The 15715-nt window shown below is 72.5% G+C and carries 11 protein-coding genes; 5 read left to right on the top strand and 6 right to left on the bottom strand.

The window, feature by feature from the left end:
• The first annotated feature begins 196 nt into the window (after window positions 1–196).
• Genes AB0903_RS29170 through AB0903_RS29150 form a run of 5 tightly spaced genes read left to right on the top strand, consistent with a single transcriptional unit; the run spans window position 197 to window position 6106 of the window.
• Window positions 197–2107: an ABC transporter substrate-binding protein gene (locus AB0903_RS29170; RefSeq protein ID WP_366707717.1), complete on the top strand. Its 1911-nt coding sequence runs from the start codon at window positions 197–199 to the stop codon at window positions 2105–2107.
• Window positions 2108–2110: 3 nt separating this feature from the next.
• Window positions 2111–3160, top strand: a complete 1050-nt coding sequence (locus tag AB0903_RS29165) for an ABC transporter permease (RefSeq protein WP_366707716.1) — start codon at window positions 2111–2113, stop codon at window positions 3158–3160.
• Window positions 3157–4113 carry an ABC transporter permease gene (locus AB0903_RS29160; RefSeq protein WP_366707715.1) on the top strand — a complete coding sequence of 319 codons (957 nt, stop codon included), beginning with the start codon at window positions 3157–3159 and terminating at the stop codon, window positions 4111–4113. Before AB0903_RS29165 ends, AB0903_RS29160 begins: the two co-directional genes overlap by 4 nt.
• Window positions 4110–5105 (top strand): ABC transporter ATP-binding protein, encoded by a 996-nt coding sequence (locus AB0903_RS29155; RefSeq protein ID WP_366707714.1) that lies wholly within the window; start codon window positions 4110–4112, stop codon window positions 5103–5105. The genes AB0903_RS29160 and AB0903_RS29155 overlap by 4 nt, the downstream gene beginning before the upstream one ends.
• 14 nt (window positions 5106–5119) lie before the next feature.
• Window positions 5120–6106 (top strand): ABC transporter ATP-binding protein, encoded by a 987-nt coding sequence (locus AB0903_RS29150; protein WP_366707713.1) that lies wholly within the window; start codon window positions 5120–5122, stop codon window positions 6104–6106.
• Window positions 6107–6667: 561 nt separating this feature from the next.
• On the opposite strand, the gene AB0903_RS29145 is transcribed toward AB0903_RS29150, so the two are convergent.
• From AB0903_RS29145 to infB, 6 genes are all read right to left on the bottom strand, one after another.
• Entirely contained in the window at window positions 6668–7624 is a 957-nt protein-coding gene (locus AB0903_RS29145; protein ID WP_366707712.1) for a bifunctional riboflavin kinase/FAD synthetase, read from the bottom strand.
• 41 nt (window positions 7625–7665) lie between these two features.
• Entirely contained in the window at window positions 7666–11160 is a 3495-nt protein-coding gene (locus AB0903_RS29140; RefSeq protein WP_366707711.1) for a serine protease, read from the bottom strand.
• 215 nt (window positions 11161–11375) lie between these two features.
• A complete protein-coding gene (gene truB, locus AB0903_RS29135) occupies window positions 11376–12275 on the bottom strand; it encodes a tRNA pseudouridine(55) synthase TruB (protein WP_366707710.1) in 900 nt (299 codons plus the stop codon).
• Entirely contained in the window at window positions 12272–12709 is a 438-nt protein-coding gene (gene rbfA / locus AB0903_RS29130) for a 30S ribosome-binding factor RbfA (protein ID WP_366707709.1), read from the bottom strand. Before rbfA ends, truB begins: the two co-directional genes overlap by 4 nt.
• 27 nt (window positions 12710–12736) lie before the next feature.
• Complete coding sequence (locus tag AB0903_RS29125) at window positions 12737–13030, bottom strand: DUF503 domain-containing protein (RefSeq protein ID WP_366707708.1); 294 nt, start codon at window positions 13028–13030, stop codon at window positions 12737–12739.
• A 142-nt stretch (window positions 13031–13172) separates the two neighbouring features.
• Window positions 13173–15715 (bottom strand): translation initiation factor IF-2 (gene infB, locus AB0903_RS29120; RefSeq protein ID WP_366707707.1); only part of this gene is annotated, 2543 nt, incomplete at its 5' end.

The following is a 15715-nucleotide window of genomic DNA, read 5'->3' as shown; positions in this document are numbered from 1 at the left end:
GACAGAGGTCTGAACCAATGAGGGCCCGCACCGACTCCCCGGTGCGGGCCCTCGCCGTATTCCCGCAGCACACACGGTGTTTGAGTGGCCGTTGACGCGGCATGACCTCCCTGATAAACCTTCGCCTCACCAACCGGCGAACCAGAGATCACCAACCCGCCCTCCCCGTGCGAGTAATGACGCGAGGTCACTGTCCATGGTCACAACGGCATCACCCCAGAGCACCCGGCAACGTCCCCGCTTCCGATTAGTCCTCGCCACCGGCGTGACCTCCGCACTGGTGACGGCAGGCGCCGTGGTCCCCCAGGCCCAGGCACAGCCGCAGGGACAGGCCCGCCCCCAGACACAGGCAGCGGGGCAGACACAGGCAGCGCCACAGGCGCGAGCGGCCGCCGCGGCCGACGACGGCAAGCAGGTCCTCACCGTCGCCGTGTCGCAGAGCATCGACTCGCTGAGCCCCTTCCTGGCCCAGCGGCTGGTGAGTACCTCCATCCACCGTCTGGCCTACGACTACCTGACCAACTACGACCCCGGGGACGGTCATACGGTCCCGGGTCTCGCCACCGAGTGGAAGTCCTCGCCGGACAAGCTGACGTGGACGTACACCATCCGCGACGACTCCACGTGGTCGGACGGCAAGCAGGCCACGGCACAGGACGCGGCCTGGACGTTCAACAAGATGATGAGCGACCCGAACGCCGCCACCGCCAACGGCAGTTTCACCGCCAACTTCAAGAAGGTCACCGCTCCCGACCCCCGGACGCTCGTCATCGAGCTGAAGAAGCCACAGGCCACGATGACGGCCCTCGACGTGCCGATCGTGCCGAAGCACGTGTGGGAGAAGGTCGGCGACTTCTCGAAGTTCAACAACGACAAGCAGTTCCCCGTCGTCGGCAACGGCCCGTTCGTGATCACCGACTTCAAGGTCGACCAGTACCTGAAGCTGGCCCCGAACAAGACCTTCTGGCGCGGGGCTCCCAAGTTCGACGAGCTGGTCTTCAAGTACTACAAGGACGGGGACGCCGCGGTCGCCGCCCTCCTGAAGGGCGAGGTGTCCTTCGTCCAGGGCCTTACCCCTGCGCAGGCCGATGCCCTGAGGAGCGCCGAGAACATCAAGGTCAACGACGCTCCCGGCCGCCGTTTCTTCGCGCTCGCCACCAACCCGGGCGCGCAGTCCAAGGACGGAAGGAAGTTCGGCAACGGGCACAAGGCGCTGCTCGACCCGGCCGTGCGCAAGGCGCTGTTCCACGCCACCGACCGCACCACGATCGTCGACAAGGTCTTCCAGGGCCACGCCGTCGAGGGCGAGGGGTACATTCCGCCGCGCTTCGAGTCGTATTTCTGGAAGCCGGAGGCGAGCCGGAAGACCGCCTACGACCCGGCCGAGGCCGCCCGGCTCCTCGACGAGGCGGGCTACAGGAAGAACGGCAGCGGCAAACGCGTCGGCAAGGACGGCAAGGCGCTCGACTTCCGCATCCTGTGCCACGCCACCGACCCGAACGACAAGGCGATCGGCAAGTACCTCCAGGAGTGGTGGGGCGAGCTCGGCATCGGGCTGAAGGTCGAATGCCTGGACAACGTCTCCGACCCGTGGCTCAAGGGCGACTACGACCTGGCCTTCGACGGCTGGTCCGTCAACCCCGACCCGGACTTCGTCCTGTCGATCCACACCTGCGCGGCCCTGCCCGCCACCCCCAAGGACACCGGCGCGACGGACAACTTCATCTGCGACAAGCAGTTCGACGAGTTGTACGCGAAGCAGGCCGTGGAGTACGACCCGGCCAAGCGTGCGGATCTGGTCAAGCAGATGCAGGCACGGCTGTACGACACGGGCTACATGAATGTCCTCGCGTACCCGAACGCCGTCGAGGCGTACCGTACGGACCAGATCAAGTCCATCACGACGATGCCGGAGGCGGCCGGCAACATCTACGGTCAGGACGGCTACTGGAGCTGGTGGTCGGCCGAGCCCGCGGCGGCCGACGGTTCCGGCAGCGGCTCCTCCACGGGTGTGGTCGTCGGCGCCGGCGCGGCCGTCGTCCTCGCCGCCGCTCTCGGACTGTTCGTCGCGATGCGTCGCCGTTCCACCGCGGAAGACCGTGAATAGTCGATGAGCACGACCGGTACGACCCGTACGACCGCCGTGGCGCGGGCCCCCGAGGCCCGTGCCGCGAGCGGCAACGTACGCGGCTATCTCCTCTATGTGGCGGGCAAGCTCGGCGGCGCGGCGATCTCGCTGCTCGCCGTTCTGGTCACCAGCTTCGCCCTCTTCCGGATCATCCCCGGCGACCCGGTGAAGGCCATGACCCATGGCATGCCGACGTCCGCCGAGCAGATGGCCACGCTGCGACGGCAGTTCGGCCTCGACAAGCCGATGTGGCAGCAGTTCACCGACTACTGCGCCGGCGCCCTGACGGGCGACCTCGGTATGTCGTACCAGTTCCACGCCCCCGTCGGTGACCTGATCGTCCAGAAGGTCCCGGCGACGCTGCTGCTCACGGGGGTGGCGGTCGTGATCTACTCGGCGATCGGCCTCTGGCTCGGCACCCGTTCCGCCTGGCGGCACGGCAGCCTCGGTGACCGGCTCAACACGGGTGTGGCCCTGACCCTGTGGTCCGTGCCGGGCTTCTGGCTCGGGCTGTTGCTCATCATCACCTTCTCGGTCGGCGCCGGGCCCGTTCCCGGGATGTTCCCGACCGGCGGCATGGAGTCGGGAGACGAGACCGGCTTCGCCTACGTGCTCGACGTGGCGCACCACATGGTGCTGCCGGTCCTGACCCTCGTTGCCGTCGGGTACGCGCAGACGCTGCTGGTCATGCGCTCCTCGCTGCTCGACGAGATGGGCAGCGACTATCTGACGACGGCACGGGCCAAGGGCCTGCGTGACGACGCGGTACGGCGCCGCCACGCCGTACCGAACGCGCTGCTGCCCACCGTCACCATGGTCTTCATCAACCTGGGCCATGTCGCCGCCGGTTCGATCCTGGTGGAGACGGTCTTCTCCTGGCCCGGCCTCGGCGGGCTGTTCTACCAGGCGCTCAGCGTGCCCGACCTGCCGCTCGTGCAGGGGCTGTTCGTGGTCTTCGCCGGCGCGATGATCCTGATGAACCTTCTCGCCGACCTGCTGTATCCGCTGCTCGATCCCCGGGTGGGCCGATGACGACGACACCGACACCGCCGACGACGAAGACCTCACCCCAGGACGGGCCCGCCGGGCCCGCGCAGACCGCGAGGTCCCTGGCCCGGGCGCGGCGCCGCCACTCCGCGGCCCGGTTCTGGCGTTCCTACCGCAGCCACCGCACCGGGCTCTTCGGCCTCGCGGCACTGGCGCTCATCGCGCTGACGGCACTCGCCGCGCCGCTGCTCGTCGGCAGCGACGTGCAGAGCGTCACCAACGCACCCGGCGCGGCCATGGAGAAACCGAGCGCCGAATTCCCCCTCGGTACCGATCAGTTCGGGCGTTCCCTGCTCGGGCTGCTGGTGTGGGGCGCGCGTATCTCGCTCACCGTGGGGCTGCTGGCCGCTGCCCTGTCCGTGGCCATCGGCACGCTGGTCGGGATCATCGCGGGCCACTACGGCGGCTGGTTCTCCACCGTACTGATGCGGATCACCGACTGGTTCCTCGTCATGCCCACGCTGGTCCTGGCGATCGTGCTGGCGACTGTGATGTCCCGCAACATCTGGACGGTCGTCATCGCCATCGGCGTCACCAGTTGGCCGACCACCGCCCGGCTCGTCCGGGCGCAGACCATCGCCGTGGAGTCCCGGCCCTACATCGAGCGCGCCAAGGCACTCGGCGGCGGACACGGCCACATCATGAACCGCCACGTGCTGCCGAACGTGATGCCGCTGGTGCTCGCGCAGACCACGCTCGGCATCTCCAGCGCGATCCTGACGGAGGCGACTCTGGCCTTCCTCGGCCTGGGCGACCCGACCGTCGTCTCCTGGGGCGGCATGCTCCAGGACGCCCGCGAGGCGGGCGCGGTGTCCTCCGGTCACTGGTCCTATCTCGCCCCTCCGGGAATCGCCATCGCGCTCGTGGCGCTCGCCTTCACCCTGTGCGGCCGGGCCGTCGAGTCCGTACTCAACCCGAAGCTGGGAGTGGCACATTGAGCCAGCTCGAGGTCAAGGACCTGCATGTCACCTACGGCTCCGGGAGCCGGGCCGTGCCCGCCGTACGCGGCGTCGACCTGTCCCTGGCCGCCGGACGGAAACTCGGCGTCGCCGGCGAGTCCGGCTGCGGCAAGTCGACGCTGGCCCTCGCGCTGCTGCGGCTGCTGCCCGCCTCAGCGAAGCTGACCGGCGAGATCCTGCTCGACGGCGAGGACGTCCTCACCATGAAGTGGGGCCGGCTGCGGGCCGTACGGTGGGCGGGCGCCTCCATCGTCTTCCAGGGCGCGATGCACTCGCTCAACGCGGTGCGGCGGGTCGGCGACCAGATCGCCGAGCCGATCCTGCTGCACCGCCGGTCCACCCCGGCGGAAGCGAAGCGGCGCGTCGGCGAACTGCTCCAGCACGTGGGGCTGCCGGCGGCCCGTGCCGACGCCTACCCGCACGAACTGTCCGGCGGGCAGCGGCAGCGCGTCATGATCGCCATGGCCCTCGCCTGCGATCCGCGGCTGATCGTCGCCGACGAGCCGACGACCGCACTCGACGTCATGATCCAGGCGCAGATCCTGCGGCTGATCGAGCAACTCGTCGCCGAGCAGGGCATCAGCCTGCTGATGATCAGCCACGACCTGGGGGTTCTCGCCGACACCTGCGACCGCCTCGCTGTGATGTACGCGGGCCGGGTCGTCGAGGAGGGGCCGGCCCGCGCGGTCTACGACAGCGCCGAGCATCCGTACGGGCGGGCGCTGTCCGCCGCGTTCCCGCGCATCGGCGACCCCGCGTCGCGCCGGGCTCCGCGCGGGCTTCCCGGCGACCCGCCGGACCCGTCGTCGCTGCCGGGCGGCTGCACCTTCCATCCGCGCTGCCCGGTCGCGCTCGACACCTGCGCCGAACAGGACCAGAAGCTGGTCGCGACGCGTGACGGGCACCGGGCGGCATGCGTTCTGGTGGGGGCGGAAGCCCGTGCGGTGGTCCGGACGGAGAAGCAGCTGTGACACAGGAGCACGTGATGACCCCGACCGCCTCTCCCCTGCTGTCCGCCTCCGGACTCCACGTCACCTTCCCCGGTCGCCGCGGCGGCCCGCCCGCGCGGGCCGTCGACGGCGTCGACCTCGACATCGGGTCCGGCGAGATCGTCGCTCTCGTCGGTGAGTCCGGCTGCGGCAAGACCACCCTGGCCCGCTCGCTCCTCGGCCTGGTGACACCCGCCTCCGGGCGGGTCACCTTCGGCGGGGAGCCCCTCGGCCACGGCTCCCGTGCGCTGAAGGCGTACCGCAAGCGGGTGCAGCTCGTGCTCCAGGACCCGAGCGGTTCGCTCAACCCGCGGCACACCGTCTACGACGCCGTGGCCGAGGGCCTGCGGATCCACGGGTACGCGGGCGACGAGCGCGCGGCGGTCGCCGAGGCGCTGTCCCGGGCCGGCCTGCGCCCTCCCGAGCGCTTCTTCCTCCGCTACCCGCACGAGCTGTCCGGCGGGCAGCGGCAGCGCGTCGTGATCGCGGGCGCGCTGGTCCTCCAGCCGGAACTCATCGTCGCCGACGAGCCGGTGGCCTCGCTCGACGCGTCCGTACGCGGCGAGATCCTGGCGCTGCTGCTGCGCCTCAGGGACGAACTGGGCCTGTCCGCGCTGGTCGTGACGCACGATCTGGGCCTCGCGTGGAACATCGCGGACCGCGTGGCGGTGATGTACCTGGGGCGGATCGTGGAGTCCGGGCCGGTGGAGGACGTGCTGACGTCGCCGCAGCATCCTTACACCCAGGCGTTGTTGTCGGTCCTGCCCGAGTCACCGGGCACTCCGGTGGTCCTCACCGGCGAGCCGCCGGACCCGTCCCGCATCCCGGAGGGCTGCCGCTTCCACGCCCGCTGCCATGTCCTCGCGTCGGGCGCGGCGGCGACGGCAGGCATCGCCGACCTGTGCCGCTCCCGCGACCTCCCGGTCCTGCCGAACGCACGCGCTCCGCAGGTGGCCTGCCACTGGGCAACGGCGTCCGCCTGAGGGCGGGTTCGACGCCAAGTCCGCTGCGCGAAGCCGTCCCCCCGCCCCGCCCCTTCCCGCTGAGGGCGGGTTCGACGCGGGATCCGCTGCGCGAAGCCGTCCACCCGCCCCGCCCCTTCCCGAACCGGGGCAAGCCCCGGACCCGTGCCGGCTCCACGGGGCTGCCCGGCTTGGCCCCGGCCCGGTACCGCGCTTCGCGCGGTGTCCTCGAACACCGGACGCTGACACGTCGGCCCGTCCGGCGTTCGAGGCGCGCGGGCCCGTGGGCAGAGCCCCGGTTTCGGGAAGGGCCGGGTGGAGGATGCCGTCCAGCCCGCACCTGACCTGCGGCCGTACCGAAACCGCCGCCCCGGGGGCAGGGGGACGCGCACGGGGCGTGCCCGGACACAAGGCGTCGTCAGCCCTGGGCGGGGCGGCTACGGGGAAGCAGTCCCGGACTTGCCCCCGAAGCGGCACCCGGACGCAGGCACAGAGGACTGGGCCCCGCCCGAGGGCGTGATCCGGACCCACCGGGCCACGCCCGGAAGCGCACCCCGGCTCAGCGGGCTCCGCCCGGCAGGGTCAGGAGCGTGCGTCGTACGCCGCCGTCAGCTCCCGGCACTTCTTCACGTCGTCCGCCATGGCGACCAGCAGCGACTCGATCGTGTCGAACTTCTCCTGGCCCCGCACGTACGACAGGAAGTCCACCGCCGCGTGCAGCCCGTACAGGTCGAGCCCCACGCGGTCGATCGCATACGCCTCGACCGTGCGCTCGGTGCCGTCGAACTGGGGGTTCGTACCCACGGAGATCGCCGCCGGCATGCGTTCGCCGGCGGCCGTCAGCCAGCCCGCGTACACGCCGTCCGCGGGGATCGCGGTGTGCGGCAGGGTCTCCACGTTCGCCGTCGGGAAGCCGAGTTCGCGGCCGCGCTGGGCGCCGCGCACCACAACGCCCTCGACGCGGTGCGGACGGCCGAGGATCTCGAAGGCGCCCTCGACGTCGCCCTCGGCGATCAGCCGGCGCGTCAGGGTCGAGGAGAACGGCTCGCCGCCGCCCGCTTCGCCCCGCACGTACAGGTCGACGACCTCGACGTCGTAGTCGTACGTCGCGCCGAGTTCGGCGAGGAAGTCGACGTCGCCGGCGGCCCGGTGGCCGAAGCGGAAGTTGGGGCCTTCGATGACGGCGCGCGCGTGCAATTTGTCGACCAGGACCTTCACGATGAAGTCGGCCGGCGAGAGCTTCGAGAATTCCGCGGTGAAGGGCAGTACGAGCACCGCGTCCACGCCCAGCTCGGCCATCAGGTCGGCGCGCCGGTGGTGCGGCGCGAGAAGCGGCGGGTGGCTGCCGGGGCGGACGACCTCGCTGGGGTGCGGGTCGAAGGTCACGACGACCGAGGGCACGCCCAGCTCACGCGCCCGCTCGACGGCGCGTCCGATGATCAGCTGGTGCCCGCGGTGCACGCCGTCGTAGGAGCCGATGGTGACGACGCTGCGTCCCCAGTCCTGGGGGATGTCCTCCAAGCCACGCCAGCGCTGCACTGTGACCGCTCCTCGCCCGAACCCGTGTACGTGATTGCCGGTTACGCAGGTCTAAGACTGCCATGCCCCACGCTCCCGGTGGGCATCGGCACCGGGCCGGCCCCTGTGGCGAGCGACCGGCAGGCCGTCACGACTGTCCATTCCTGCGGATCCGTGACGGGCCAGCGCGCCATCAGCGCGGCGAAGGCGGACACGTCGCGGGTGAGCTCGGTGAGCCGCCGGTCGAAGCAGGCGGCGCCCTTGGCGGTCCGGACCAGCAGCAGGCCCGTACGGCGCACCAGGGCCCGGGTCCGCTCCTCGTCCTGTACGCCGCTGCCGTGCGCGGCGGCGTGCAACAGGGCGTCGAGGACGGCGAGGTCACGGGCCTCGTACTGCTCGTACCGCAGCAGTACGTCGAGCAGTTCGGCCCGCAGCGGCCGCGATGCGGGACTGCCCGGTGCGGCGAGGACGTGGGCGAGGGCGCTGCGAACGCGGGCCGGTCGGCCGCGCACAAGGTGCGTGACGAGCGGGAAGAGCACGTCGCGTCCGTCGGGCCCGTGCTCCAGGCGGTGGTGGACGTACGCCGCCGCGTGCGCCGCGCCGTCGGGGCGGTGGTCGACGTACTCGCACACGAGGGCGGCGGCCCGGCGAGCGGTGGCGGGGGTGGTGTCGGCGCCGGCGAGTGTGGCGAAGATCTCCTCCGCGTCGGCCGCGGGGCCCGGCCGCAGCAGACGGGTCCGCAGAGCGGCGAGGACGGGGCCCGGGTGGGTGGCCACCGCGTCGGTGAGCGCGCCGACGGGGAGCCGGGGGTCGCCCGTGGCGACGAGGCCCAGGGCCCGTTGCAGGTGGCGCGGCCTGCTGACCGGGTCGCGGACCAGGACGGTGAGCGCGGGACCGTAGGCGTCCCGCGTCCCGGCGAGCAGGGCGAGTGCGGCGCGCCGCAGGAGTCCACGGTCGGCGTCCTCGGTGGGTCTGATCAGCGGGGCGTGGGCGGCGGCCGCCGCACGTCGCGCGGGCCTCGGGTCGCGGGCCCAGCGGTCGACGGCCCGGCACATCGCGGACGGTTCGTCCTCGGCGAGCGTGCGGAGGAGCTCGGCGGCCCGGGGATGCGGGACTGCGGCAAGGGTTTCGGTGAGGTGGTCGGGCGCGAGCCCGCGCCGGGCGTAGAGCAGTGCCTGGGCGGCGCCACCCACCGTGGGGCGCACGGCGGCGCCGGGCCCCGCGGCCAGTGGTGTCTCGTCGTCGAACCAGCGGCACAGCAGCGGCTGGACGGCCCGGGGATCGGCCGTCAGCCGTTCGTCGGCGAGCTCCAGGTACCGGGGCGCGGCCGGGGCATCGGTCGCGGAGGGCCGTGGGGCCGGGTCGGTGGGGACGAGCCGCCGGAGGAGGTCGAGCCTGCTCGGGTCGCCGAGCGGCAGCCGGGCCCAGAAGCCGGGGGCGTACTCGCCGCCCGGCCGTTCCGCGAGGCGGCGCAGGACGGCGAGGTACGGTTCGGCGTCCGGCACGCGCCCCAGTACCTCGCGCAGCAGGGCGGACGCCCACCAGCGGGCCTCCGGGCCGCACGGGCCGTCGAGCACGTCGACGAGTCCGCAGAGCCTGGGAACCAGCCGGTGCGCGCCGCGGTCCCGGCCCAGCAGAAGAAGTCCATGGACGACCGGGCCGATGCGATGGCGGGGCACGACGGGGTCGTCCTCGCCGGGTGCGCGGTCCGCGAGGGCGCGAAGTGCCGCGTCGAGGTCGAGATGACCGCCCTGGATCCAGTCGGACAGCTCCTCGTGGGCGAAGCGGTAGCCGTCGCCCGCCGGGACCAGCAGTCCTTCGGTGAGGACGGCGTGCGCCCAGCCGCCCACCCACGGGAAGAGCTCCTCGAACGCCGCCCGGTCGAGCTGCCCGTGCCCGGGTCCCAGGCAACGGCGGGCGGCCTCGTGCGTCCTGCCCGCGACCGCCGCGGCGAGTCTGCGGACTGCGGTGCCTCGGGGCAGCCGGCCGGTCCCGGTGGTGATGCGGACCGCGATCCGCAGGCAGATCAGGTCCAGGTACGCGCCGTAGACGTCCTGGCGTCCCGGTCTGCCGGCAGGCGCGCCGGGTACGGCCCCGCGCACCTCTGCGAGCAGCCGGAGGACGAGCGGGTACCGCTCGTCGACGGCCGCGACCGCGCCGGGCCCGAGACCGTACCGCTCGCGCGCGAGCCGGGCCTGCTCGGCGGTGAGGTCCCCCAGGCACAGCGCGGGCGGTGACGACGGCCCGGCCGCACGACCGCGAGGCGCGCCGCCCCCGGCTGCCCGCACGGCCTCCGCGAGGCCGGGCCCGCCGCCGGGAGACGGCAGCGGCCCGGCCGCCTGGTTCCCGACGGACTCTGGGACGCGGGGCCGGGGCCCGGAGTCTGTGAGCGTCACCGGGCGGTGCAGCACACCGGGCGGGTAGAGCGCCCCCGCCTCGTCCCACTGCTCGGGGCGGCAGGACACCACCAGGGCCGTCCGGGTGGAGAGCAGCCACTCGGCCGTGGCCGGCGTCCACCGGGGCAGGGCCCGTGCCACCGCCGGGGCCGCCTCCTCCAGGCCGTCCAGGACGACGAGCAGGGGCCGCCCCGCCTCGGCGGCCAGACGGGCGACCAGATCGGGGCATACGGGCTGCTCCGGTACGCCGAGGATCCGGGCGGCTTCGCGCAGGCCGCGTGCCACGGCGTCGGCGACGGACGCGTCCCCGGCCCGCAGGTCGGCGCCGCGCAGCCGGAGTGTGGGGGCCGGCTCCGGGCCGTGGGCGCGGCGGGCGGCGAGGGCGCGGAGTTCGGTCGTCCGGCCGGTCCCGGGTGCGCCGACGAGGCCGAGCACCGGGGCGGTGCCGGCCCGTTCGATGAAGTCCGCGAACTGCCGCTCGACCTCGGGCCGCCGGACGGGCGGTGGCCGGTCGCCGCCGGGCGCGCCGGGCAGGCCGTGCGTGACGGCGGTCAGCTCGAGCACGGCCGCCAGGTTCAGGTCCTGCCCGTACGCGGGGGTGGTCGCCGCGTTCCTCCGCAGGAGGGCGGCGTGCGCTTCGGACCCGGCCGTGCCCAGGAGCCGTGCGAGGACCGCGGTGGGGGTGCCCGGCGGGGGCGGCGCGGCGAGGACGGCCAGGACCGCGCCGGTCGCGGCGTCGAGCACCGGACCGCCGGTGGCGGTGCCCCCCGGCCGCAGGGCGTCGCTGCCGTCGGTGCCGATGGCGAGTTCCAGGACGCCGCGATCGGTGGCGAGCACCCGGGCCTCGCGCCAGCCGCCCGCCGCGATGCGCACGTATGTGCCCGGCTCCACGTGCTCGCGTGCCCCGATGGGCAGGGGCGGGAGCCGCAGGCCGTTCGCGTGGACGAGGGCGAGGCCGCTGCCGGGCAGCGGGGTGACGGTGTCGGCCTGGACGGGGGGCTCGTCGCCGTCCAGAGGCAGCAGGAGGGGGCGGGGCAGGCCGTGGATCACGTGATGGCCGGTCACGACCGTGCCGATGTCGTCTGCGACAAAGCCGGTGCCGTACGGCCGACCGGCCGGATCGCAGATCCGTACCAAACCTGCCAGGTCAGCGCGTCCCATGCCGACGACGTTAGGTCGAAGATGATCAGTGGGAGAAGCACGCATCATGAACGCGCCCCCGAGTGCACCCCCGTTCACTCCGAGCGCCTGCTCAATGGGGTGAATTGAGGGTCCGCAGTGGATAGACCCTCTGCGGGGGATCCGAGGGGGGAGCGCGGGGCGGCCGGTGGGGGCCGGCCGTCCCGCAACGGGCGTCGCGGGACGGCCGGCGCGCCTCAGCCGAAGACGGCGAGGCTCTTCGCCTTGCCGTTCCGCTCCTCCACCAGGGCCAGGAAGCGGTCGTCCGGCCCGAAGACCGCCACCGGCGCCCGGTCGTGCGGCGGCATGTCGAGCCGTACACCGTTGGTGAGCAGCTTGGCCCGCCGCTCGTCGACGTCCCAGCGGGGGAACGCCGCGGCGGCGGCCTCGGCGATCGGCATGACCGTCAGCTCCTCCTGGAGCTGGTCGAGCGTCTTCGCCGCGTCCAGGCCGTACGGGCCGACCCGGGTGCGCCGCAGCGCCGTCAGATGTCCGCCGACGCCCAGAGCGGCACCGAGGTCCCGGGCGAGCGCCCGGATGTAGGTGCCGGAGGAGCAGACCACGGACACGATCAGGTCGACGACGTCGAGCCCGTCGTCCGTCGTCGTCGCGCGGACGTCGTGGACCCGGAAGGCCGAGACCGTCACCGGCCGGGCCGGGATCTCGAAGTCCTCGCCGCCGCGCACCCGCGCGTACGACCGCTTGCCGTCGATCTTGATGGCGCTGACCTTGGACGGCACCTGCATGATGTCGCCCGTCAGCTCGGCGACCCCTGCGTCGATCGCCTCGCGGGTGACGGCGGAGGCGTCGGCGGACGAGGTGACCTCGCCCTCCGCGTCGTCCGTGACGGTGTTCTGTCCCAGCCTGATGGTGCCGAGGTACTCCTTCTCGGTCAGCGCGAGGTGGCCGAGCAGCTTGGTGGCCTTCTCGACACCGAGCACGAGCACACCGGTGGCCATGGGATCGAGCGTCCCCGCGTGTCCGACGCGCCGGGTCCTGGCGATCCCGCGCATCTTGGCGACGACGTCGTGCGAAGTGAAGCCCGACGGCTTGTCGACGATGACAAGGCCGTCGGGCGGTGCGGTGCGCTGTGTCATTCCGAGGCTTCGTCCTCGGGCTTGCGGTACGGGTCGGGCTCGCCCGCGTACGCGGCGCCGGAGGACGCCTCGCGGACCTTGGCGTCGGATGCCCGCGCCTTGTTGAGGAGGTCCTCGATGGTCTTGGCGTTCTCGGGGAGCGCGTCGGCCACGAAGGTGAGGGTCGGCGTGAACTTGATGCCCGCCGCCGCACCGACCGCGGAGCGGAGGATGCCCTTGGCACTCTCCAGACCCGCCGCGGCACTGGCCCGGTCCTCGTCGTCGCCGTAGACCGTGTAGAAGACCGTGGCCTCCCGCAGGTCGCCGGTGACACGGGTGTCCGTGATGGTCACGTGTGTACCGAGGCGAGGGTCCTTGATGCCGCGCTGCAGCTTCTGTGCGACCACCTCCCTGATGAGGTCCGCCAGCTTCTTCGCCCGCGCGTTGTCGGCCACTGGTCCGTCTCCTTCTTTGCCTTGCGTTCAGTCTTCGTCGCGGTGGAGTCTGCGCCTGACGGACAGCAGCTCCACCTCGGGCCGGGCGGCGACGAGGCGCTCGCACCGGTCGAGTACGTCAGTGAGGTGCCCGGTGTCGCCGGACACCACGGCCAGGCCGATCTCGGCCCGGCGGTGGAGATCCTGGCCGCCCACCTCCGCCACGCTCACGGCGTACTTCCGCTGGAGCTCGGCGACGATGGGGCGGACCACGGAACGCTTCTCCTTCAACGACCGTACGTCGCCGAGAAGCAGGTCGAAGGACAGTGTCCCCACATACATGTATGTCCGGATGTCCCGCCGGTTCGGGGTCTGGGGCCCCGCCGCGGATGCTTGGCAGGGACACCCGAACCGTACACGCAACGGCCGGGGCCGATCGACGGAAATACTTCCGCCGACCGGCCCCGGTCGGGATGCCCGTGTGTCAGCCTCGCGGCTTCTCGCGCATCTCGTACGTCGCGATGACGTCGTCGACCTTGATGTCGTTGAAGTTTCCGAGGTTGATACCGCCCTCGTAGCCTTCGCGGATCTCGGTGACGTCGTCCTTGAAGCGGCGCAGACCCTCGATGTTGAGGCTCTCCGCGATGACCTTGCCGTCGCGGATGAGCCGGGCCTTGGTGTTGCGCTTGACCTCGCCGGAGCGGATGAGAACACCCGCGATGTTGCCCAGCTTGGACGAGCGGAAGACCTCGCGGATCTCCGCCGTACCGAGCTCGACCTCTTCGTACTCCGGCTTGAGCATGCCCTTGAGGGCCGCCTCGATCTCCTCGATGGCCTGGTAGATCACCGAGTAGTACCGGACGTCGACGCCCTCGCGGTCCGCCATCTGCGAGGCACGGCCGGCCGCGCGGACGTTGAAGCCGATGACGATGGCGTCGGAGCCCATGGCCAGGTCGATGTCCGACTCGGTGACCGCACCCACACCGCGGTGCAGCACGCGGATGTCGACCTCTTCGCCGACGTCGAGCTGGAGCAGCGAGGACTCGAGAGCCTCCACCGAACCGGACGCGTCGCCCTTGATGATGAGGTTGAGCTGCTGGACCTCGCCGGCCTTGAGCACCTTGTCGAGGTCCTCGAGGGACACCCGGCGGGTGCGCTTGGCGAACGCGGCGTTGCGCTCACGGGCGGCACGCTTCTCGGCGATCTGACGGGCCGTACGGTCCTCGTCGACGACCAGGAAGTTGTCGCCCGCGCCCGGGACGTTGGTGAGACCGAGCACGAGGACCGGGGTCGAGGGACCCGCGATCTCCACGTTCTCGCCCCTGTCGTCGAGCATGGCGCGGACACGGCCGTACGCGTCACCGGCGACCATCGTGTCACCGACACGCAGCGTGCCTCGCTGGACGAGGACGGTCGCGACGGCGCCGCGGCCCTTGTCCAGGTGTGCCTCGATCGCGATGCCCTGCGCGTCCTGCTCCGGGTTGGCCCGCAGGTCGAGCGAGGCGTCCGCGGTGAGGACCACGGCCTCCAGCAGGGAGTCGATGTGCAGACCCTGCTTGGCGGAGATGTCGACGAACATGGTGTCGCCGCCGTACTCCTCCGCCACCAGACCGAACTCGGTGAGCTGGCCGCGCACCTTGGTCGGGTCGGCGCCCTCGACGTCGATCTTGTTGACCGCGACCACGATCGGCACCTCGGCCGCCTTGGCGTGGTTCAGCGCCTCGATCGTCTGGGGCATCACACCGTCGTTCGCCGCGACCACGAGGATCGCGATGTCGGTGGACTTCGCACCACGGGCACGCATGGCGGTGAACGCCTCGTGACCCGGGGTGTCGATGAAGGTGATGGCCCGCTCTTCGCCGTTGACCTCGGTCGCGACCTGGTACGCACCGATGTGCTGCGTGATACCGCCGGCCTCGCCCGCGATGACGTTCGTCTTGCGGATGGCGTCCAGCAGCCGGGTCTTACCGTGGTCGACGTGACCCATGACGGTCACCACCGGCGGACGCGAGACCAGGGCCTCGTCGCCGCCCTCGTCCTCGCCGAACTCGATGTCGAAGGACTCGAGAAGCTCGCGGTCCTCCTCCTCCGGGCTGACGATCTGGACGGTGTAGTTCATCTCGTCGCCGAGCAGCGCCAGCGTCTCGTCGGAGACGGACTGCGTCGCGGTGACCATCTCGCCGAGGTTCATCATGACCGCGACGAGCGACGCCGGGTTGGCGTTGATCTTCTCCGCGAAGTCGGTGAGCGAGGCACCGCGCGACAGGCGAATGGTCTCGCCGTTGCCGCGAGGCAGCATCACACCGCCGACCGACGGGGCCTGCATGGCCTCGTACTCCTGGCGCCTCTGCCGCTTCGACTTGCGGCCACGGCGCGCCGGGCCGCCGGGACGGCCGAAGGCGCCCTGCGTGCCACCACGGCCACCGGGGCCGCCGGGACGGCCGGCGAAGCCGGGACGGCCGCCGAAGCCGCCGCCACCACCGGGGCCACCGCCGCCGGGACGACCGGCGAAGCCGCCGCCGCCACCGGGACGACCGGCACCGCCGGGACGACCTGCGCCACCGGGACCACGGCCGCCGCCGCCGGGACCGCCACCAGGACGGGGACCGGCAGCAGGACGCTGCGGCATCATGCCGGGGTTCGGACGGTTGCCGCCGGGACCGCCGCCAGGGGCGCCGCCGGGACGGGGCGCCTGCGGACGGGGCATGCCGCCCGGAGTCGGACGGGCACCGCCCTGACCCTGCGGGCGCGGCGCACCGCCGGGACCGCCCTGCGGACGGGGAGCACCCGGGGCGCCGCCGGGACCGGGGCGCGCGCCGCCGGGACGGGGCGCCTGCGGGCGCGCCATGCCGGTGGAGCCACCGGACGTGAACGGGTTGTTGCCCGGACGGGGACCCGACGGACGGCCACCGGGACGCGGGGCGCCCTGGCCGCCGGCGGGACGCGCCGGACGCTCGCCGCCGCGGCCGCCGTCACGCTGACCGCCGTCACGCTGACCGCCGTCACGCTGACCGCCGTCACGCTGAC

This window comes from Streptomyces sp. NPDC048389 (assembly GCF_040706335.1).
Classification (GTDB): domain Bacteria; phylum Actinomycetota; class Actinomycetes; order Streptomycetales; family Streptomycetaceae; genus Streptomyces.
The sequence above is the reverse complement of the archived record's forward strand: the minus strand, read 5'-3'. Positions and strand labels throughout refer to the sequence as shown.

Bases quoted from the DNA above. Each gene is read 5' to 3' on its own strand.
- AB0903_RS29125 (WP_366707708.1), bottom strand. From the start codon at position 13,030: ATGTATGTGGGGACACTGTCCTTCGACCTGCTTCTCGGCGACGTACGG.
- truB (WP_366707710.1), bottom strand. From the start codon at position 12,275: ATGACACAGCGCACCGCACCGCCCGACGGCCTTGTCATCGTCGACAAG.
- AB0903_RS29140 (WP_366707711.1), bottom strand. From the start codon at position 11,160: ATGGGACGCGCTGACCTGGCAGGTTTGGTACGGATCTGCGATCCGGCC.
- AB0903_RS29160 (WP_366707715.1), top strand. From the start codon at position 3,157: ATGACGACGACACCGACACCGCCGACGACGAAGACCTCACCCCAGGAC.
- AB0903_RS29170 (WP_366707717.1), top strand. From the start codon at position 197: ATGGTCACAACGGCATCACCCCAGAGCACCCGGCAACGTCCCCGCTTC.
- AB0903_RS29165 (WP_366707716.1), top strand. From the start codon at position 2,111: ATGAGCACGACCGGTACGACCCGTACGACCGCCGTGGCGCGGGCCCCC.
- AB0903_RS29150 (WP_366707713.1), top strand. From the start codon at position 5,120: ATGACCCCGACCGCCTCTCCCCTGCTGTCCGCCTCCGGACTCCACGTC.